15 protein-coding genes are annotated in these 20,586 nt (G+C 44.2%); 7 read left to right on the top strand and 8 right to left on the bottom strand.

Annotated elements, in window-relative coordinates:
* The first annotated feature begins 4 nt into the window (after nucleotides 1-4).
* From H5202_RS02585 to H5202_RS02570, 4 genes are all read left to right on the top strand, one after another.
* The gene (locus H5202_RS02585) at nucleotides 5-1,675 is read left to right on the top strand and encodes a cation:proton antiporter family protein (protein WP_182770674.1); all 1,671 of its coding nucleotides are present in this window, start codon (nucleotides 5-7) and stop codon (nucleotides 1,673-1,675) included.
* A gap of 173 nt (nucleotides 1,676-1,848) precedes the next feature.
* Entirely contained in the window at nucleotides 1,849-2,991 is a 1,143-nt protein-coding gene (gene galK, locus H5202_RS02580) for a galactokinase (RefSeq protein WP_182770671.1), read from the top strand.
* Between the two features lie 25 nt (nucleotides 2,992-3,016).
* Nucleotides 3,017-4,051, top strand: a complete 1,035-nt coding sequence (locus H5202_RS02575) for an aldose epimerase family protein (RefSeq protein WP_182770670.1) — start codon at nucleotides 3,017-3,019, stop codon at nucleotides 4,049-4,051.
* A complete protein-coding gene (locus H5202_RS02570; RefSeq protein WP_182770669.1) occupies nucleotides 4,041-4,454 on the top strand; it encodes a DUF2391 family protein in 414 nt (137 codons plus the stop codon). Before H5202_RS02575 ends, H5202_RS02570 begins: the two co-directional genes overlap by 11 nt.
* A gap of 118 nt (nucleotides 4,455-4,572) precedes the next feature.
* Here H5202_RS02570 and H5202_RS02565 read toward each other — a convergent pair whose 3' ends face one another.
* Complete coding sequence (locus tag H5202_RS02565; protein WP_182770668.1) at nucleotides 4,573-5,010, bottom strand: hypothetical protein; 438 nt, start codon at nucleotides 5,008-5,010, stop codon at nucleotides 4,573-4,575.
* A 387-nt stretch (nucleotides 5,011-5,397) separates the two neighbouring features.
* On the bottom strand, nucleotides 5,398-6,411 hold the full coding sequence (locus H5202_RS02560; protein ID WP_182770667.1) for an NAD(P)H-quinone oxidoreductase: 1,014 nt from the start codon (nucleotides 6,409-6,411) through the stop codon (nucleotides 5,398-5,400).
* Nucleotides 6,412-6,606: 195 nt separating this feature from the next.
* Here H5202_RS02560 and H5202_RS02555 point away from each other — a divergent pair, with 195 nt between their 5' ends.
* The 3 genes from H5202_RS02555 to H5202_RS02545 all read left to right on the top strand — a co-directional run bounded on the left by H5202_RS02555 (nucleotide 6,607) and on the right by H5202_RS02545 (nucleotide 10,544).
* Nucleotides 6,607-7,398: a substrate-binding periplasmic protein gene (locus tag H5202_RS02555; protein ID WP_182770666.1), complete on the top strand. Its 792-nt coding sequence runs from the start codon at nucleotides 6,607-6,609 to the stop codon at nucleotides 7,396-7,398.
* A 174-nt stretch (nucleotides 7,399-7,572) separates the two neighbouring features.
* Entirely contained in the window at nucleotides 7,573-10,029 is a 2,457-nt protein-coding gene (locus H5202_RS02550) for a M1 family metallopeptidase (RefSeq protein ID WP_220493744.1), read from the top strand.
* Nucleotides 10,029-10,544 carry a DUF6702 family protein gene (locus H5202_RS02545; protein ID WP_182770665.1) on the top strand — a complete coding sequence of 172 codons (516 nt, stop codon included), beginning with the start codon at nucleotides 10,029-10,031 and terminating at the stop codon, nucleotides 10,542-10,544. The genes H5202_RS02550 and H5202_RS02545 overlap by 1 nt, the downstream gene beginning before the upstream one ends.
* A 68-nt stretch (nucleotides 10,545-10,612) precedes the next feature.
* Here the strand turns inward: H5202_RS02545 and dauA are convergent, their stop codons facing one another.
* The 6 genes from dauA to H5202_RS02515 form a co-directional block, all read right to left on the bottom strand.
* The gene (dauA, locus tag H5202_RS02540) at nucleotides 10,613-12,340 is read right to left on the bottom strand and encodes a C4-dicarboxylic acid transporter DauA (protein ID WP_182770664.1); all 1,728 of its coding nucleotides are present in this window, start codon (nucleotides 12,338-12,340) and stop codon (nucleotides 10,613-10,615) included.
* A gap of 302 nt (nucleotides 12,341-12,642) precedes the next feature.
* On the bottom strand, nucleotides 12,643-13,899 hold the full coding sequence (locus tag H5202_RS02535; RefSeq protein WP_011639090.1) for a sensor histidine kinase: 1,257 nt from the start codon (nucleotides 13,897-13,899) through the stop codon (nucleotides 12,643-12,645).
* A 58-nt stretch (nucleotides 13,900-13,957) separates the two neighbouring features.
* Nucleotides 13,958-14,650, bottom strand: a complete 693-nt coding sequence (locus H5202_RS02530) for a response regulator transcription factor (protein WP_220493743.1) — start codon at nucleotides 14,648-14,650, stop codon at nucleotides 13,958-13,960.
* Between the two features lie 20 nt (nucleotides 14,651-14,670).
* Nucleotides 14,671-17,832 (bottom strand): efflux RND transporter permease subunit, encoded by a 3,162-nt coding sequence (locus H5202_RS02525; protein WP_182770663.1) that lies wholly within the window; start codon nucleotides 17,830-17,832, stop codon nucleotides 14,671-14,673.
* A 2-nt stretch (nucleotides 17,833-17,834) separates the two neighbouring features.
* Nucleotides 17,835-19,055 (bottom strand): efflux RND transporter periplasmic adaptor subunit, encoded by a 1,221-nt coding sequence (locus tag H5202_RS02520; RefSeq protein ID WP_182770662.1) that lies wholly within the window; start codon nucleotides 19,053-19,055, stop codon nucleotides 17,835-17,837.
* A complete protein-coding gene (locus H5202_RS02515) occupies nucleotides 19,045-20,448 on the bottom strand; it encodes a TolC family protein (RefSeq protein WP_182770661.1) in 1,404 nt (467 codons plus the stop codon). The genes H5202_RS02520 and H5202_RS02515 overlap by 11 nt, the downstream gene beginning before the upstream one ends.
* Nucleotides 20,449-20,586 lie beyond the last annotated feature (138 nt).

The following is a 20,586-nucleotide window of genomic DNA, read 5'->3' as shown; positions in this document are numbered from 1 at the left end:
TTTTATGGAACCCGCTATTCTGATTATCACCCTACTTTGCGGCATGCTTGTGAGTCGGGTCGGTTTACCTCCATTGATTGGTTATCTTGCTGCTGGTTTTGTATTGTTCACCTTAGGCATTAAAGACACTAGCTTACCTATTTTGCAGCAGCTTGCTGACCTAGGTGTCACCTTACTGCTGTTTTCCATTGGTCTTAAACTTGACCTGAAGAGCCTGTTTAAAGCCGAAGTATGGGCGGGTTCAAGCTTACATTTAATTGGTTCAATTCTATTTTTTGTGCCAGTGCTTAAGCTATTGGGCTTTTTAGGCATAGAGCAACTCGACGGATTTAGCTTCAATCAGCTAATGCTCATTTCCTTTGCATTGAGTTTTTCCAGTACCGTATTTGCGGTAAAAGTACTCGAAGACAGCGGTGATATGCAGTCACTTTATGGCCGAGTAGCGATTGGTATCTTGATTATGCAAGACATCTTCGCGGTGATATTTTTAACCATATCTAAAGGTAACATTCCATCTGTTTGGGCATTCGCATTGCTATTACTGCCGCTTGCAAGACCACTAATTTATAAAATATTTGATCGCGTCGGTCACGGTGAAATGCTGGTTTTATTTGGCCTTGTTATGGCATTGGTGGTGGGGGCATGGTTATTTGAAGCCGTCGGTTTGAAACCCGATTTAGGCGCATTGATTGTGGGTATTTTATTAGCGGGGCATGCTAAATCTTCCGAATTAGCCAAATCGATTTATTTCTTTAAAGAATTATTCTTAGTCGCATTTTTCTTAACCATTGGTTTGAACGGATTACCGACATTAGCCGATATCGGCTTAGCCACTATTTTAGTGGTGTTGGTCCCAGTTAAGATTTTGATGTTTGTCTACTTGTTAACTCGCTTTAAGCTGCGGTCGCGAACCTCGCTGCTCGCCTCGTTTAACTTGGGTAACTACAGTGAGTTTGGTTTAATTGTCGCTGCGGTTGCGGCACATAAAGGTTGGTTACCACCTGAATGGCTTATCATTATCGCGGTCGCATTAAGCATAAGTTTCTTATTTGCCGCGCCATTAAATAACAGCGTCGCAAAAATTTATTTGCGTTATCAAGCTAGGCTGGTAAAGCTAGAACGTCACCCTTTACACCCTGAAGATCGTCAAATTCGCATTGGTAATCCACGCTTTTTAATTTTAGGTATGGGACGAATTGGTTCCGGTGCTTATGATGAGCTGCGTTCAAAATATACCGGTGAAATTTTAGGGATTGAACATAAACAAGAGTTAGTCGATTTTCACTGTAGCCAAGGCCGTAACGTAGTGCAAGGTGACGCTGGTGATACTGACTTTTGGGAAAAGCTAGAACGGGCACCAAATTTAGAGTTGGTCTTACTGGCAATGCCGCATCACGTAGGTAATTTATTTGCGGTGCAACAACTGCAAAAAATTAACTACGAGGGGAAAATCAGCGCCATTGTTCAATACACTGAAGATACCGTGTCATTAAAAGAGTCTGGTGTTCATACTGTGTACAACTTGTATGAAGCTGCAGGTGCCGGTTTTGTTGACCATGTGATTAAAGAGCTGCTCGATTCACCGCCAGAACTGGTAGCCGGTTCAGTGGTGGCTAATAATGATCAGCCAACTCAGCCAGCGACAAACGAAACCACATCTGAGTCGCCATCATAAAACTAATCACCCATTGCAAACGCCTAGTTAACTCTCTAGGCGTTTTTGTTTACTACAGCGTATTTTCAATTTTGCTTCGGATAAAAAAATCTCAGTTACAGACACGGTAGAGTCATGCTATAACTCAACTAACCAAGTCTTTTCATGTCTCCCTTTGTTGGATTTTTTGAAGTATGTCAAACCCTGCTCAACGCGCTACTAAATTATTTGTTCGAACATTTGGCACCAAGCCAGATGATTTATACCAAGCGCCCGGGCGAGTTAATATTATGGGCGAACATACCGACTATAACGAAGGTCTCGCATTACCTGCCGCTATTAATTTCCACACTGTTATTGCTGTAAAGCATCGTGATGATAATTTATTTCGCGCTGTGACAACGGCTTTCCCAGGGGAAATTAAGCAATGGCACTTTGGTGAGGAAGGCCCGGTTGCTGCAGGCGATGATTGGAGTCACTACTTAAAAGGCGTTACAGCCGCCATGAACCAATCGGGTTTACGAGCAAAGGGCTTAGATTTAGCCATTGTGGGTGACGTGCCATTGGGAGCCGGTTTATCATCGTCGGCAGCGCTTGAAATTGCTTTTGGCACTGCTATCAGTTATGCCAGCCAATTAAACTTATCTCCTATCGCTATTGCCCAATTGGCTCAGCGTGGCGAAAGCCAATTTATGCTGTTAGATTGCGGCATGATGGACCAAATCATTAGCGCAATGGCAGAACCAGACCATGCTTTATTGATTGATTGCTTAGAATTAGAAAGTGAATCGGTGTTATTGCCCGAAGAACTCAGCTTAATCGTAATCGACCTAAAACAAGACCGTCATGGCTTTACACTGCAATTTGAGCAACGCAAACAAGAGTGTAATCAAATAACTAAGTTACTGGGTCTCGATTCTCTGCGTGATTTATCATTAAGCTTACTCACAGCAGATAAAGATTTACTCAGCGATGTCCAATTTCGTCGAGCGCGTCATATCATCACCGAAAATCAGCGCACCAGTAATGCTGCCAGAGCTTTGCAGCAGAACAATATTCCCCGTTTTAGTCAGTTAATGGCGCAGTCTCAAGCATCTATGCGCGATGACTTCGACATTATCACAACCGACATTGACACTTTAGTGAGCATGATTGCTACATTAATAGGCGAACAAGGCGGTGTGCGTATGAGCGATGGTTGCGTATTGGCGTTGGTCAATCATGACCTCACCGATGAGGTGATTAGCCTTGTTGAGAACCAATATTTTAAGAAAACCGGTATCGAAGCAACAATATACTTATGTTCAGCAAGTGGCGGTGCAGGACGCATCGGCTAATAATTAACAGATTAGAGAGGCATAAATGGTACGTTTTAGTGTGCTGGAACCTTGGCAAGATCCCCGTGGTGGTGAGATTGAACGGGTTAGAATTGATAATGGCATCATCGCACTTGAAGTATTAAGTTTAGGCGGCATCATTCGATCATTATGGACTCCAGATCGCAACGATGAACGCAAAAATATCGTTTTAGGCTGCGACAGTGTCGAAGATTATCTTGCTCAACAAGCTCATTTAGGGGCGATAGCAGGACGTTATAGCAATCGTATTGCCAATGGTAAAACCCACTATAATGGTCATGAATATCAGCTTAGCGTTAACCAAGCGAGCAATTGTTTGCACGGTGGTGTTGAAGGCTTTAATCGAAAGTTGTGGCAGCTTGGCACCTTAAGTGATGGTGTACGCTTAACTTTAACAAGTCCAGACGGCGACATGGGATTTCCGGGCAATTGTACTGTGCAACTCGATTACCGTTTAGTGGGTAATAACTTGTACGTTGAAATGCTGGCCAGTACCGATAAAGCCTGTCCTATTAGTTTAACCCAACACAGCTACTTTAATTTAGACGGTAATCGCAGCGACACCAATGAGCAGCATACCTTGCAGGTGGATGCCACAAAGTACCTCACAATGAATGATGTTGGCATACCTACCTCAATGCAACCTACCGCGGGTAGCGATGTAGACATGGCAAAACCCACGCCTATGTCGGTGCAAACCGAGCGACCTGCGTTAGCTGCCACCAAGGGTTTCGACCATTGTTATGTGTTAGATAATCCAGGTGCAGACTTACAACGATTTGGCTGTTTAGCCAGTCCCAATAGCGGCCGCAGTATGACTGTTTATACTAATCAGCCTGGGGTACAGGTTTATGGCGCAAACTTTTTGCAAGGCACAGTAGGTAAAAAGCAGCGAGTATTAAACGACTATCAAGCGGTGTGCATTGAACCGCAAATGCTACCCGACTCACCTAATCAACCTGACTTACCCGGCGATGTATGGGTAACGCCAGGTAAGATATATCACCACATCACTCGATATCAGTTTGATGCAGAATAATCCGCCAGTTAAACCCAATTTTAATGCCGAAGATATTGGCCAAATTGCCGTTGGGGCTTTTGCCCTGTCGGTGCCGATTGCGTTTTCTGAAGAAGCGTGGCGATTATCGGCCAGTTTACCAACATTAAATTTAGTATTGGTGGTGGTATTGTCGCTGGCATTTATTACTTTGTTTGCTTATCAAAGTGTGTTTCAGGCAAATATTGTTAGGCGCAGACAAGCATTTTTTTTGCGGGTAATTGCAGCGTATATATTGACGCTATTAGTGGTGAGCGTGGTGCTATTGGCGTTAAATAAATTACCATTAATTACCGACCCAATTTTAGCGTTTAAGCGGATTATTTTAATCGCGATGCCTGCATCCATGGGTGCGATTATTGTCGACAGTTTCGACAAAGAATAAACCGCATAAGGAATAATGAATTATTCCTTATGCGGTCAGTAATCTATAGCAAATATAAGCAGGATGATAAGATAAACAACAAAAATACTGAGCCAAAGACTCAATATTGTCTGCGGGTTTAATCGTCTTCTCTATCACTCATGTCATCAAAGCTGTCATTGTCATCATCTGAATCATCAAATTCTGGAATGTCATCATCGGCGTTAATCGCTTCATCTGGCTCTGGAGCCGGTTTAGCCTTACGCGGTGGCGCTGTATCGGGTACTTTTGATAAATCAATCCGTAACTGATGCTTTGCCATAAACTCACTACGTGCCGCTTTCCAAGCATCACCAAACTCAGCCATAGCAGCTTTTGTTTGCTGCTCATCTAAGTCGTGTAAGTTAACTTTAACGATGTCTTCTACGTACTCCACAATCGTATTACGGATAGTGTTGTACATAAAAATGCGTCCTGGTGACGCTTCTGGCAATTGATTATCATGAACGACGATAGTGTTACCTTTCGATGTTCTTAACTCACCAAACCAAAGTTGTTTTTTTGCAGTGTTATACATATATGCTAACGCCCTTAATCAACACATATTCTAAAAATGATGCAGGATTATTGAAGATAGCATCTTCAGACTGCGCCACGATTATCTGTTCTGTATTTGTGTGGGTATTTAAACAGAATATTTCTGAGAATCAATGCCTAAAACGATGAATTTTTCGAGTAATTGCATAAAAATGTCGATTGTCGCCAGTTTTTTACACTTTACTGTCATTTTTCTCTCAAAATAAACCTCCCACAAAAGTGATTAACCACTTTAAGGCCAATCACTTTGTGATCACGACTTTAGCTTAAATAAATCAAGCTTCAAGTTTTTTATCAAAATATATCGTTAATTAACACCACAAAATTAGCAAGGTTAACAGGGTTAACAGGGTTGGTGTTAATTCGCTTAACGAGGATCTGCTTGCAGATCTAACACTATCTTGCCTTTGTGTTTACCCGACTCCATAAGTTCATGCGCCTTTACCACTTGAGAGAATGGGAACACGCTATCAATCGGAATACTCATTTTGCCGCTATTTAATAACGGCCATACATGCTCAGCCAAACCTTCTGCAATAAGGGCTTTATTCGCCACGCTTTGTGGTCGTAATGTTGACCCCGTCCAAACCACTCTTTTGGCCATAATACGGAATATATCCACGTTTGCCTGAGGGCCGCGTTGCATGGCAACCGACACCATACGTCCGTCAGTTGCTATGGCTTTGAGGTTTTCGTTAATAAAGTCGCCACCCGCGATATCCATGATGACGTTAACGCCTAATCCATTTGTTGCTTCTAAAATCGGTTCAACAAAATGCTGCTCGTTATAGTTAATCGCTACGCTAGCACCTTGTTCAAGACAATATTTGCATTTATCTGCACTGCCAGAGGTCGCAAATACCGTTGCGCCTAAACAACTCGCCATTTGAATCGCAGTAGTACCGATACCACCAGATCCCCCATGAATAAGCACCGTTTCACCGGCTTTAAGCCCACCGCGAATAAACAAGTTACCCCATACGGTAAAAAAGGTTTCAGGTAGCGCGGCAGCTTGCACAAAACTGTAACCGGTAGGAATAGGTAAACAATGGGCGGCGTAAGTATTCACTAACTCGGCATAGCCACCGCCAGGCACTAAGGCACACACTTTATCGCCAACCTGCCATTGAGTAACATCGTCTGCCACGGCAACAATTTCACCAGCGACTTCTAAACCAATAATCGGGCTAGCATCTGCTGGCGGTGGATAAGCACCAACGCGCTGTTTAATGTCTGGCCCGTTCACGCCTGCAGCGTAAACCTTAATCGTCACTTGGCCTTCTGTTGGCATCGCAAGCGTTGATTGGGTCATGGTCATCACGCTGGGCTCGCCAGGTTGCTCAACCACTACGTGAGTAAATTGTCTGTTTAGTATTGCCATAAAAATATCACCTCGCTTAATTGTTGCTAAAAAGTAACTATAATGAATAGCCTGTTACTGGCAGCCGCTAACTGTTCACAAAACCGGCATGTTTGTTAGCAAAACATAAAGTAGTATCTTTTTTAATCAAAAAAGATTGCCTAAACACTTTAAACAATTACTATACCCGCCCGTTCAACACATGGAGCAAAATACTTGTTAAAGTACCTGTTCGTTTTACTGTCTATTTTCAGTATTCACGCCCATGCTACACCTATACGTATCGCCTCTGATATTTGGTGCCCTTATATCTGCGACAACCAAACAGGCTACGTTGTAGAACTCACGCGTCGCGCTTTTGAAATCCAAGGTCAACCGATTGAATTTCAGATCCTTCCCTATAAACGTGCACTGATTGAACTGCAAAGAAACAACATTGACGCTGTACTGGCATTGACGTCTAGCGCCATTGCCGAAAATCAATTGATTAATGCTGATGTAATTGTCGGCTATAACAGCAACGACTTTTATACACTTGTTGGTAGTAACGAAGCATTTGAGCAGGTTACCGACCTCAATAACACTCAACAAGCTGCTATCGTAAGTGGTTATGACTATGGTGTTGAGCTCGATGCTTGGTTTGCTGCACATCCTAATACCTACTTTGCCTCGGGTAGAGACCCATTAGCGATGAATATTATTCGGCTGGTAAAAGGACGTCATTCGGTCATCATCGACAACAAAAATGTCATTGAGTACACCGCCAGTCAATTAAACTTAACTCTGCAACTTCGCTATGCAGGCACTATTGGCAAACCGGTGCCATTATATGTTGGCTTTAATCCACGCAATAAAGCTTATGCCGTAACCTTTGCTAACGGCATCGACATGCTAAAAGCGAATGGCGAATATCAACAGATTATGAGTAAATACAAAATATTACCGGCACTGACCTCAGATGAGGCCCGTCATAAAAACCTGCAAAAGTTCCTGCCTAGCTTTAATTAATCTTGCTTACAGTTGTTATGCCATAGGGAATTGGCATCAGCAAGGTGCAAAACTTCGTAACACTCTTATCACTGCATAACAGAGTCAATTTAGTTACACTCCGCCAACAAAAAATATAACAAATCATCATTTTGGGATTATTGGCATCAGCTTGCTGACGTCAGAGGAGTATTTATGCGCGTGTATCGTCAGCTGCTGTTACTGGCATTAACCAGTTCAGTTATTCTTACAAGTTCGGCTTCTGAAATTGTCCAAAGCAAAGGTCATTTTGTAGACAAGTTTCGTCAACTTGAAGAAAGCCTCCCCACACCAAACGATTACCGCAATGCTGCTGGCGAACCAGGCAAAGACTACTGGCAACAACAAGTTGATTATAAAATCAATGTCACTCTTGATGAAAAAAAGCGTCGCATTCAAGGTGAGCAAGTGATTACTTATCACAACAACTCGCCGTATACGCTTAAATACTTGTGGCTACAGCTGGAACAAAATCGTTTTAAATCAGATTCGATGTCTGAACGCAGCGCCGCGTTTAATGGTGTGGATGGTAGCGTTAGTGCCAACAACACTTATGGTGATAATGCCTTTGCCAAAATCAGTTTAGGTGATCTTCGTCGTCAACAATTTTTAGCTGACAATAACTTGGGTTATCAAATAACGGCGGTTACTGACACTAATAATAAGCCTGTAAAATACACTATTGTCGGCGCCCAAATGCGCGTCGATTTACCCACCCCGTTAAGCCACAATAAATCGACTCAATTACGCATTAATTATGGCTATAACATTTTAGAAGAAGACGCCGTGGGTGCACGTTCTGGATATGAGCACTTCCCAGATGACAAACGTGAAGGCGGTAATGATATCTTCTTATTGGCGCAGTGGTTTCCGCGAGTTGCCAGCTATTCCGACTACGAAGCGTGGCACAATAAAGAGTTTTTAGGCAGCGGCGAGTTTACCCTAGAGTTTGGTAATTACGATGTCAGTTTGACCGTACCGAGTGATCACATCGTGACGGCCACTGGAGAATTACAAAACAGCAAAAAGGTGTTATCACCTGAACAAATCAAACGTTTAGATAAAGCTAAAACAGCCAAAAAGCCTGTATTTATTGTCTCGGAAGACGAAGCCCTTACTAACGAATCAAGCACGGCTAAAGGTAATAAGACCTGGCATTTTAAAGCTGAAAACGTACGCGACTTTGCTTGGGCATCTTCACGTAAATTTATTTGGGATGCACAAGGTTATCAACAAAAAGGCAGCCAGAACCCACAAGTAATGGCAATGTCGTTTTATCCTAAAGAAGGCGGCGAGTTGTGGCAGCGTTATTCAACTGCGTCTGTTATTCACACCCTTGAAGTCTATTCACGTTTTACCTTCGATTATCCCTACCCTGCAGCCATTAGTGTAAACGGCCCTGTTGGCGGCATGGAATACCCGATGATCAGCTTTAATGGTCCACGCACCATTTGGCACGACGATGAAAGTCGTACTTATACCTTGTCGGAAAAACAATTCTTAATCGGCGTAGTGATCCACGAAGTCGGCCATAACTACTTCCCGATGATAGTGAACTCAGACGAGCGCCAATGGACGTGGATGGACGAAGGTATAAACAGCTTTTTAGACGGTATTGCGACACGTGAATGGGACCCTAATTTACCGTGGGGGCGTGAGCCAAGTGACATTATTGAGTACATGAAGTCTAACGTGCAAGTACCGGTGATGACGCAATCAGACAGTGTGTTGCAACTGGGTCCAAACGCCTATATTAAACCCGCTGTGGCACTGAATATTTTACGTGAAGTAATATTAGGTCGTGAGCTATTCGATTTTGCCTTTCAAGAATACAGCCGTCGTTGGATGAATAAGCGACCTACCCCAAGCGACTTTTTCCGCACCATGGAAGAAGCCTCTGGTGTCGACTTAGATTGGTTTTTCCGTGGCTGGTTTTACACCACAGATCATGTTGATATCTCGCTAGATCGCATTTATAAATTGCGCTTAGACAGCAATAATCCTGATATTGATTTTGATCGCCGCCGTCAAGACTATAAAGACAAACCCATGCCTTATTCGGTTGAGCGCAACCAACAAAGTGGCCTAAAAACCTGGGTAGAACTTAATTCAGACAACGTTGATTATCATGACCAATATGATCAATTTAGTGTCACCAATAAAGAACGCAACAAGTACAACAAAAAACACGCCGAGCTAGACCCATGGGAGCAGCAAGCACTCGCTCGTGCACTCAAAGAAGATAAAAACTATTACGTGTTTAACTTTGCCAATTTAGGTGGCTTAGTGATGCCAATTCTACTTGAACTGACGTTTGAAAATGGTGATACCGAGTCATTGGTGCTGCCTGCAGAAATTTGGCGCCGTTCACCGTTTGAAGTCAGTAAACTCATTGTCACCGACAAAGACAAAATCTTAGTGTCTGCCGTGGTTGATCGTCGCGGCGAAACAGCCGATGTCGATATTGAAAACAACTATTACCCAAGACAAATTATTCCGTCACGCATCGAGGCCTTTAAAGAAGAGGAACGTAAGGGCAATAAGTATCGCGACATTATGCATGACAACAAAGAAGCCCTGAAAGAGCCTGAAATCAAAGTGAAGAAGAAATAATGCGCCTATCATTGTTTGTCGGAATAATCGCTGTCGGTTTGAGTTTTCTGGCGGGCAATGCCACAGCCCACCAGCAAAAAGAAGCTTACACCAGTATTGTATTTAATCAGCGTAGCGGCATGTTAGAAGTCCAGCATCGGTTTTATTTACACGATGCTGAACACGCAGCCCAACAAGTGATCGATAAAAGTACCGATCTGATCGGCGATCCTGTTGGCCGTGAAGCGTTTGCTTATTATGCTATTTCGACTTTTTCGATGCAGGATCAGCAGCAACATCCGGTTACGCTTACTTACGTTGGCACTGAATTAGAAGGCAAGTACTTGTGGGTTTATCAGGAAACGCCGATCACCACCAATATGGACGGTTTTTATCTTAAGATGACCGCCCTGCAAGAGTTGTGGTCAGAGCAAACTAACCACATTAATGTTGAGCGAAATAAGCAAGTGACTTCAGCAAGGCTGCACATTGCAGACTCTTGGCAGTATATTGAAGTCGCTAAACCAGCCCAATAACTCACAAAGCGTCATCGCAGTTAACTTATTAATAACACCCTATAGGTTTGTTGGCCTATAAGGTGTTGTTACGCTCCCGCCACCACATCATCCAGCGCACTAGCCAAGGTTGAATACGTCACGCACTGCACGCCGTCAGGCTTAAAGCCTGCTTTAGCTAAGGTTTTAAGTGGCTGAAATTGAAAATCGGCCAACAATACTCGAGTATTATCACGCTTACATTTATCAATAAACTTATACAGCGCCGAGACACCACCAGAATCTAAAAGCGATACCCCGTCGAAATACAATATCACCCCATCTTGGTCGCCGCTCAAATGCGCCAACTCACCAAACACACTGTCGGCGGCAGCAAAAAATAATGGCCCATTAATTTTAAACACTTTCCAGCGTGGCGGTAACTCAACATGCACGTGCTTTTTCTGCTCGCTAATGTCTTGCACCTTGGTCATGTCGGCCACTTGTTTCATGAATAATAACGACGCCAAAATGATCCCAGCACTGATCGCAATCACCATGTCGAAAAATATGGTCAGTAACAAGCACACCATCAACACCAGTATTTCACTGGCAGGGGCTTTTTTAACAAGGTGGACAATCTTAGGTGCTTCGCTCATGTTCCAAGCCACCATAATAAGCAGCGCCGACATGCCCGCCATGGGGATATAAGCCAAAACAGTACTGAGTGATAACAAAGACACTAATACCACCACCGCATGGATCATGGCCGCGATTGGGCTTACCGCACCCGACTTATAGTTAGCCGCCGAACGTGCGATGGCAGCGGTCGCGGTAATACCGCCAAAAAATGGCGCGATAATATTACCGATACCTTGCCCAAGTAATTCGCTATTGGCGCTGTGTTTTTTACCTGACATGCCGTCTAGCACCACTGCACACAGTAACGATTCAATTGCGCCTAACATGGCAATCGCAAAGGCGGCAGATAATAAGTCACTGGCTAATTGCCAAGTGAGTACCAATGGCACTTCACCCGTTTGCGCGCGAAGCCAAGGCCATTCAAAGTCAGGCAGCATAGAGGGAATACCTGCACCGATTGAGCCATCGGCTAAGGTAAAGCTGAACGTAGAACCTATTGTCGCCACATGAAAACCGAGTTGATTTAGTACCAGCGCCACAATGCTCGCCACAACCACTGCAGGAAGATGTGCGGGTACCGCCAACTTGAGTTTAGGCCACAGAATACACACTACTAAGGTGCTTAATCCCACCAGCAATGTTGGCCCAGAAAACCCTGGTATTTCTTGAACTAAGGTTGCTACTTTACCGACAAAACTTTCTGGCATCTCGGTAATAGTTAGACCAAAAAAGTCCTTAACTTGCAGCACTGCAATCACCACAGCAATACCACCCGTAAACCCTAAGGTGACTGATTCGGGAATATATTGGATAAAACGGCCTAAGCGAAACAACGCCATGATGATCAACATTAGTCCGGATAACATGCTGGCAAGCAATAACCCTGACAAACCATATTGATGCACTATGGGATAGAGGATCACCACAAACGCGGCGGTAGGGCCAGACACGCTATAACGTGAGCCACCGGTGAGCGGGATAATAAATCCAGCAATAATGGCGGTATACAACCCGTATTGCGGTGCGACCCCTATGGCAATCGCAAGCGCCATTGCTAATGGAATAGCAATAATGCCAACGGTTAAGCCGGCTAATAAATCTTTAGTGAATGCATTGGCATTGTAGGGAGCGTCTTTTAAAGACTCTCGGAGTGCATGCCCGATACGAAGAGAAAATAAATGTGTGCGATATTTCATTGCGGCGATCCCATAACCTAGTACGGCGTCAAGATACCCCTCATTATAGGCCGATTACCTTACAGTACAATCGAATTAAGTTAACACCTGATGATAATATAATTATCATTACATTATAATGCACGGTTTATCTAAATAGAGATAACAAGATCCACTGGCTCTGATGACTCGCGCAAAAAAGCCACCGATTATGTCGGTGGCTTCGGTGGTGTTTATTAAGAATGCACACAACAGTTGGCAGCTTAATCTTAGGCGCTAATCTTAGGCCAATCTTAACGGCTTAAACGTTAACGGCTTAAACGTTAACGGCTAAAATCGATAGACACTTTGCGGCCGCGATTAGTATCTATATTTTGATAATCCCAGTCGTATTGCGAAATAAGTCTGGTCGTTAACTCAAGCCCTAAGCCAAAGCCTAACTCTTCAAAGCTATTAGCATAAGACTTACACTGATTAGCGATGCTTACCGATGTGGCTGACTGGCGAATAGTCACACTACCTTCAACAGTGTGCTGTAAAGCGTTGCGAATGAGGTTGGTAATGATTATCCGGCATAACGTGTCAGGGAGTTGGTGAGCAGAGTCATCGGTTTCGATGCTGATTTCAATATTTTTGCCGTGGATTAAATACCTTAAATCTTGCACTAGCTGGCGAATAAGCTGACCTAAATTAACCTCTTTTAACGGCAAACTTTTACCTTCACGTCGTGTTAACCACAATAAGGTTTCGGTGAGATCGGTCATGGTGAGCCCAGCACGTTCGATGCGGTTAACGACTTGAGCTTGTTTTTCAGCGCTACCGCCTTTGCTTATCAGCTTTTGCAGTAATTCAGTATTGGTACGGATCACCGCTATTGGGGTGCGTAATTCATGGCTGGCATAGCCTAAGAATTGTTGCTCGCGATCTAAGCTTTCCTGCACAGTACCTAAACTGGTTTTAACAATATTGGCTAATGTGTTTAGCTCGCTGTAATGAAAATCTGGCGCAGGGTCTGCTAGTTGTTTGCTATCTAACTCTTTGGCCCAATTTTTTAGGCGCTCAATCGGCAAAGTCACTTTGCGCATCATTAACAGCAATATCAGCGTAAACATCACAATACTAAAAATGGCGGTAGCAAGAATCACCAGAAAAAAGGGTTTATCTTTGGGCGGAGGAATATTGCCCATTTTTTTATCTAAAATGCTCGAGACATAACGGATCTGGTCACCTTTAAGCACTTTGATGACAAAAAAGCCTTTTTCTGGTGGTTTTAACGGTGAACCGCCAATAATATTTTTGTGTAACACATTAAACTCGCTGGGCTCCTGCTTAATGTGTAGTTGAATATCTTTTGGTAAATCCTGCCAACGACTGGCGACAGTAAACAATTGTGATTTGCTAGGGTGCCCGTCGGTTACAACTTGCTCTTGTCCATGCGCATACATCGTCGCCAGCATGACTTTGTCCATGCCAGAGATATAATAATGCACGCTCAATGCCGATAAAATTAAAATGGTGCTAATGCCAGTAAATAACATTACCAGCAGCACAAAAATTCGCAGACTCGGTCTTAATTTCATGACGTAGGGGTATTCCTATTGCTGTCGTAATTTAAATCAATACATTATGTAGTCATCGCTATGATGAAAGCTCTGCGTCTTTAATGGCAAAGCCATGGCCACTAATCGTGTGCAGTAACTTTACGTCATGCTCAGCATCAAGCTGTTTTCGCAAATTAAAAATATGTACTTTTAAGCTGTTACTGTCAGGTTGATCATCGCCCCACACACTTTGCATGAGCTTTTCTCGCGACACCGGATTAGGGCTTGTTCGAATTAGCACGTCTAAAATCTTAAACGCGGTCGGCGATAACTTTACTAACTCATTGGCGCGATACGCCTGCTTTTGTTGTAAATCTAAAGTTAAGTCACCGACAGATAAGCGCATGACTTGGCCACTGCGCCGACGCGCTAACACTCGCGTTCGCACTATGAGTTCTTCCATGGCAAAGGGCTTCACCAAATAATCATCAGCCCCTTTAGCAAAGCCAGTTAGCTTATCGTCTAACGTGTCTTGGGCAGTCAGCATTAACACTGGCACATCCATACCTTGCATGCGCAACGACTCGCACACTTGCAACCCATTCATTTTGGGTAAGTTTAAATCTAAAATCACCACATCGTATTGATACTGCAAACTTAAATTAAGCCCAACTTGCCCATTGGCGGCATGGTCACAAAGAATATCTTCTAGCTCTAAATACTCGATCACCGCCGTAGCTAAGTCGAGGTCATCTTCAACCAGTAACAATTGCAGTTTGTCGGTGTTCATGTCACTCATTCCTTGGTTGATCACGACGTTGCCACGTCACGATTTGGGCGCAGTTTGGTCATCAGGTTATGTATAAAAGCCTTAGACTCGCATTGAATTAACAGCAACGATGGCGTCAAAATCAAGGTGATAAAGGTAGCAAATAAAATACCATACCCTAGCGCCGCTGCGGCAGGAATTAAAAACTGTGCTTGTAACGAGGTTTCACCTAATAATGGCGCTAAGCCCGCAAAGGTGGTCACCGAGGTAAGCAATACCGCTCGAAGTCTTCCGGTGCATGACTCAACAATTGCATCGTGTACCGACATGCCTTCTTCGTTAATTAATTCGTTATATCGCGACACCAGTAACAAGCTGTCGTTTACCACCACGCCACTTAGGGCCAAAATACCGTTTAACGACAAAATACTAATGGTTAAGTCATTCAACCAATGGCCTAAAATTGCGCCCACAATACCAAACGGAATTGCAGTCATGATTATCACTGGCTGTATATACGACTTTAACGGAATGGCTAACAAGGCATAAATGGCAATCAGCGCCAGCACAAACATCGATTCTATCGAGCTTGTGGTTTCGGCTTGCTGTTCAGCTTCGCCGGCAAAATTGAAACTCACACCTGGGTACTGTACTTCTAACTGCGATACCAATGTTTGCTTAAGCTGGCTAACCAACTCATTTGAAGCAATTTTATCTTTGTCTAATACCGCACTGATGTATACCGCCCGCTGGCTGTCGATACGGGTAATACTCGACGGTTGATAATCATTAAAAATCTGGGCTACGTGACTCAACGGCACAATAGTCCCGTCGTTGGTTCTCACATTGGCAAGCTGAATATCTTCAAAGGTTTGACGATCTTCATCGGGGTAACGAACGCGCACTTTCACTTCGTCTTTACCACGCTGAAAACGTTGTACCACTCCGCCGCCAAATGACTGCAATATCTGACTCGACAAGGTTTCGGTATCAAATCCTAATGCGCGCCCTTGCGCTGTTAATTCAAAGCGATATTGTGGGTCGCCTGCATCTAGATTGTGGTCAATGCCACTCACACCGTCCATCACTTCTATTGCGGCTTTTAGTGCTTGGCCAGCAGCGAATACAGACTCTGTATCACTGGCTTTAATCTCTACTTTAAAGTTATCGAGCATTTCTTTTTTCGATAATACTTTAAGCTTTTTAATGCCTTCCATTTGGCCAACTTGTTCAGTCCACTTTTGAGTAAACTCTTTAAGGGTATAAGGGCTGTTGGTTGCCAACTCGACCTGCACTTGGCCAGAGTCACTGCTGCTTGCCATAACGTGCAAACTGGTTAAATAGCTGTCTTGGTCATTTTCACTGTCTTGTTGTTGCGCCACCAGCTCTGCATCCACTCGTTTAGCAGCGCTTTCTAAGGTCATTAAATTTTTATAGGTTTGGCCAAAACTGGCGTCGTTTTGCATTGAAAAGTCAGCGACAACTGTGTCGCCAGCAATATCAGGGAAAAACGCCACTCGCACGCTACCCGTTAACGGCATTCCGGCAACCAAAATAAACACCGCAATAAACATCAATACCACGGCATAACGAAACCGCAGGGCAAACTCAATAACGGGTTGGTAAATTACGCGGCTAAACCACTTCAAGCCACTGTCCGCGGCATGTTGAATATGGTTGAACCATGACTTTTTGGCACTTTTTTGAGTATTAATATGGGCTAAATGCGACGGTAAAATAAACTTAGATTCAATTAACGACAGCATCAAACAGATGGCAACAACCGTGCCAAACTGGGCATAAATTTGTCCTAAACGGCCTTCTACGTTGGCCAAAGCGACAAAGGCAACCACGGTCGTTAACACACCAAATATGGTTGGGGTCGCGACTTTTAAGGTACCTTTGATGGTGTTATCGATGTTGTCGCCGTATTTTTGCCGAGTGGTATAAACACTCTCACCCACCACCACTGCGTCATCGACCACAATCCCCAGCGCCATAATAAAGCCAAAGGTGGTCATTTCATTTAGGGTTAAACCAGCAAAAGTATTGCTCATAAAAAACAAGGTGCCGAAGAACACAAACGGCAAACCAGCTGCAACCCAAAACGCCACGCGTAAGTTTAAAAACAACGCCAAAATAATAAACACTAATGCGATACCACTGAGGGCATTTTTAACTAGCAAGCTTAAGCGTTCGGTAATCAGGGTACTTTTGTCATGCCAAGTGGCAATATTTACACCATCGGGCAACGCATTAGCATTACGCCATTTATCAACGACTTGCTTAGCTTGCTCGACAATATTAACGATATCGCCATTTTCATCCATCACAATTTCAATGGCGCTTGAATTTGCTTGGTTATAACGCGACAACACAAAGGTGTCGTCGGCATAGCCGTCTTTCACTGTGGCAATATCGCCCAGTGTAATCTTCGAGCCCTGGCTAGTGGTGATAACTGGAATCGCCATAAAATCTTGCAGTTGATAAGCTTGTTGAGCCACTTTCAAACGCACGGTTTTATCATCGTTGTATAAGCTGGTCGAAATAGACGCTGATGACTCGGCGTTCACCGCACTGGCGACTGACGCTAACGTCAATCCGTAAGCTTGCAGCTTGGCTTCGTCAACTTCGATAGAAATCATTGGCTCGGCTTTGGCTTTAATTTCCAGATCATGAATGGCATCTTGGCTGAGCAAATCCGATTTAAGTTGTTCAGCTAACGCTTGTAACGTCGCGCGGTCGGCATCGCCATAAATCTCAATCCATAAGGCATGGTCTTGCATGCGCATTTTATCGATAACAGGGTTTTCAGCTTCGCTAGGAAAGTTATAAATTGCATCAACATTGGTTTTAATGTCAGTGAGCAAGGTGTCTAAATCATAAGAGCTGGTTTTCTCAATCATCACACTGCTGCCATTGGCATTGGATGTTGAGGTAATCCGCTTTATGCCCGGCACCGTTTCTAAGGCATCTTCGATTTTAATTGCGATGCCTTCTTCTGCTAACACTGGGTCGCCACTGTCGTAAGTGACTGACACGGTCACGCGGTCGGGCTCTAAACTCGGAAAAGCCTCTTTGCGTAAGCTACCTAATGAAAAAAGCCCCACGATGATCATGCCAATGAGCAATAAGTTAGCCGCTACTGAGTTTCTGGCAAACCAGGCTATTGCTCCTTTGTGTGTAGATAGAGATCTCGACATGGCTACACCTCTACCTTAGCAAGCACCTTAGTGCCGACTTTAAAGCTGCTTAAAGGTCGTTTAACAATTTGCATGACACTAGGCTGATTTATTTGCTCATTAGTTTGCTCAGTGACAATGGGCGACACATACACAAAACCGTCTTTTTCAAAGGCGACTGTCGCAGGTGCTTTAGCCAATAATCCTTGGGCGTCAACAAACCAGATATCACCTTGTTGTGAAATAGCCGATGAAGGTAACTGCCATAAATTACTTAATGATTTACCGTTAATGTGTGCTTTAACAAAGGTGCCAGGATACAGATCCGTTGCTTGTGCCAGTGGGTTATCGACCACCACAATTAATGAACGTTGGCGGCTAGTTTGAGTTAAATGTTGCTCAACACGTTCAATGTAGCCTTGCCATTGATGAAGACCATCGGCGCTGAACAAAGTTACATCCCACGGCGCTTTAACCAGCTGTGCATTATCAAACTCAGGTAGGTTTTGCCATTGCAGTTCAGACAGCGGTACGCTAATTTCAACTTCGGCTACGCTGTATAAAGTGCCAAGCTGGCTGCCGGTTTGCACGTAACTGCCTGGCTGAATATCTCGGCTCACCACCAGCGCATCAAACGGTGCGGTAATGTGGGTATAACTTACGTCTTGTTGCGCTTTTTTAAGTGCTTGTTTGGCGTTATCTAGCGCCGCAGTTGCTTGGGCTAATTGCGGGGTGCGCAGCACTAAGGGTGAGGCTGGCTCGCCAGACAAACCTGAACGTAACCATTCAGCTTTAGCTTGCTCACCTTGGCGTTGTTCTTCTAATAAATCGAGTTCCGCTTGAGCGACATCGGTTTGTGCTTGGGTTAACGCTTGTTGATAGCTGGTGTCGTTAATTTTGCCTAACAAAGCCCCTTTTTTGATCACCTGTCCTGACTCAAATTGACGATTAACCTGCGTAATGTTGCCACTTACTTCGGCGCTAAGTGTTAGCTCATAACGCGGCCTTGCTTCACCAAATCCAACCACTTCTGCTTGATATTCTTGGCCATTAACCACAACAACACCCACTTGCGGCAATAGTGATACCGCCGCGCTAGTCGTGACAGGTTTGACAGACTGTTCAGCAGCAGGCGCTTTTTTATTCGCTGGAGGTGGTAACTGCGATGCGGTATAGCCTAACGCAACGGCAATACTGCCCAGTGACAATACAGTGACGATGACGTTTACACGGTTAAGCTTCATGCGAGACTCCTAGACCTAGCGCTAAGCCTAAATCAATTCGGTTTATGAGACGGTTGTAAATGGTAGTAACAAGTTGCGCTTCAACATCAAAGGTTTGCTGTTGCACGGTCAGTAAATCAAAAATATCGACTAAGCCTTGGCGGTACTTTTGCTCATAACTGACAAAGCTGCGCTGAGCACTAAGCTGCGCGTCGGTTAAGTGCTGTTGTTGTTTGGCGAGGGAATACTCTTGGCCAACGCTATTTTCGACCTCGTTAACCGCATTTAATAAGGTTTCTTGGTAGACCCAATAGCGCTGCTGAGTCGTTAAACGTGCCAACTCGGCTTGAGACTTCAACTTACCACCTTGAAATAGCGGTGCTGAAAGTTGCCCAAGTACGCTCCATAGTGGTCCGGTGAGTAGTGCATCACTTGGTGACTCGGCCATATCACTCAAACTGGCGGATAAACTAATGGATGGCAACATGGCTTTATAGGCGGCATCGGTACGTAATGATTCTGCTTCGATATTGTAAAAGGCGGTTTTAATGTCTGGACGATGCCCAAGGTTTTGCTGACCGAGTGAATCGATTGGATTGAGAACCGTAGGGAACTGGGCGCTAATATCAACACTGACATCACTGCCAGTCCACTGCCCTGTTAGCAAGGTTAAGTTACGGCGACTTTGTGCGAGTTGTTCTTGATAATCCACTAATGTTGCTTGCGTACTGGCGACGCTGGTAGTGGCATTATCCAGATCTTCTAAACTGCCTAAACCGACGCGATACCGCGCTAAAATAAGGGCTTGGTTGTTATCTAATACCGCTAAGCGCTGAGTCTCAATCGCCACGAGTTGTTGCTTAAGGCTAATGTCTAACCAACTGCGCATTACGTTGGCCACCACTAAATCTTGCGCGCTCTGTAAACTGGCTTGTGTGCTGGCAATGTCTTTTAGCGCTGCATTACTGCTGTCAGCTATTTTTTGCCATAAATCCAGCTCCCAACTCACGGTAATATCAGTAGTGTAGCTGTCTTCACTGTCTTCGGTTGAAGTACCGCTAAAACTGGCATCCACAGATGGTAAACGACTAGCAGAGGTAATACCGTGCTGAGCATAGGCCATATTTAACGCCACTACGCTTTGCTGTAGGCTGGGATTATTTTGCAATGCTGCTGATATAAAAGTTTGCAGTTCAGGCACATTGATTAAATCAGTGAGTCGCGCTAACGATTGCGACGGCACACCTTGTGTGTTTTTGGTGGCTAATAGCTGTTCAATTAACTGCTGGCTTGTTTTTGCTTGTGCTTGGCTAGCTTGGTCGATGTAATTGCTATTATCGACAGTACTGCAGCCCAACAAGCTCACTACAATCAGTGCCAGCATTGCGTGTCGTCGCGCCGGTTTTACCATCATCAACTGCTTCTCCCAACTTGTGTATTACACAATAATGGAGCAAGCATACCGATGGGTGGGTTAAGGAGGGGTTAAGATGGATGCTGGAGGTAATTTAAGTTGAAATATAAATATAAAAAGTGATATTTATTAATCCAA

The organism is Shewanella sp. SG41-4, assembly GCF_014164505.1.
GTDB lineage: Bacteria > Pseudomonadota > Gammaproteobacteria > Enterobacterales > Shewanellaceae > Shewanella.
The sequence above is the reverse complement of the archived record's forward strand: the minus strand, read 5'-3'. Positions and strand labels throughout refer to the sequence as shown.

Bases quoted from the DNA above. Each gene is read 5' to 3' on its own strand.
- H5202_RS02570 (WP_182770669.1), top strand. From the start codon at position 4,041: ATGCAGAATAATCCGCCAGTTAAACCCAATTTTAATGCCGAAGATATT.
- H5202_RS02535 (WP_011639090.1), bottom strand. From the start codon at position 13,899: ATGAAATTAAGACCGAGTCTGCGAATTTTTGTGCTGCTGGTAATGTTA.
- H5202_RS02525 (WP_182770663.1), bottom strand. From the start codon at position 17,832: ATGTCGAGATCTCTATCTACACACAAAGGAGCAATAGCCTGGTTTGCC.
- galK (WP_182770671.1), top strand. From the start codon at position 1,849: ATGTCAAACCCTGCTCAACGCGCTACTAAATTATTTGTTCGAACATTT.
- dauA (WP_182770664.1), bottom strand. From the start codon at position 12,340: ATGAAATATCGCACACATTTATTTTCTCTTCGTATCGGGCATGCACTC.
- H5202_RS02545 (WP_182770665.1), top strand. From the start codon at position 10,029: ATGCGCCTATCATTGTTTGTCGGAATAATCGCTGTCGGTTTGAGTTTT.
- H5202_RS02585 (WP_182770674.1), top strand. From the start codon at position 5: ATGGAACCCGCTATTCTGATTATCACCCTACTTTGCGGCATGCTTGTG.
- H5202_RS02530 (WP_220493743.1), bottom strand. From the start codon at position 14,650: ATGAACACCGACAAACTGCAATTGTTACTGGTTGAAGATGACCTCGAC.
- H5202_RS02550 (WP_220493744.1), top strand. From the start codon at position 7,573: ATGCGCGTGTATCGTCAGCTGCTGTTACTGGCATTAACCAGTTCAGTT.
- H5202_RS02515 (WP_182770661.1), bottom strand. From the start codon at position 20,448: ATGATGGTAAAACCGGCGCGACGACACGCAATGCTGGCACTGATTGTA.
- H5202_RS02520 (WP_182770662.1), bottom strand. From the start codon at position 19,055: ATGAAGCTTAACCGTGTAAACGTCATCGTCACTGTATTGTCACTGGGC.
- H5202_RS02575 (WP_182770670.1), top strand. From the start codon at position 3,017: ATGGTACGTTTTAGTGTGCTGGAACCTTGGCAAGATCCCCGTGGTGGT.
- H5202_RS02565 (WP_182770668.1), bottom strand. From the start codon at position 5,010: ATGTATAACACTGCAAAAAAACAACTTTGGTTTGGTGAGTTAAGAACA.
- H5202_RS02560 (WP_182770667.1), bottom strand. From the start codon at position 6,411: ATGGCAATACTAAACAGACAATTTACTCACGTAGTGGTTGAGCAACCT.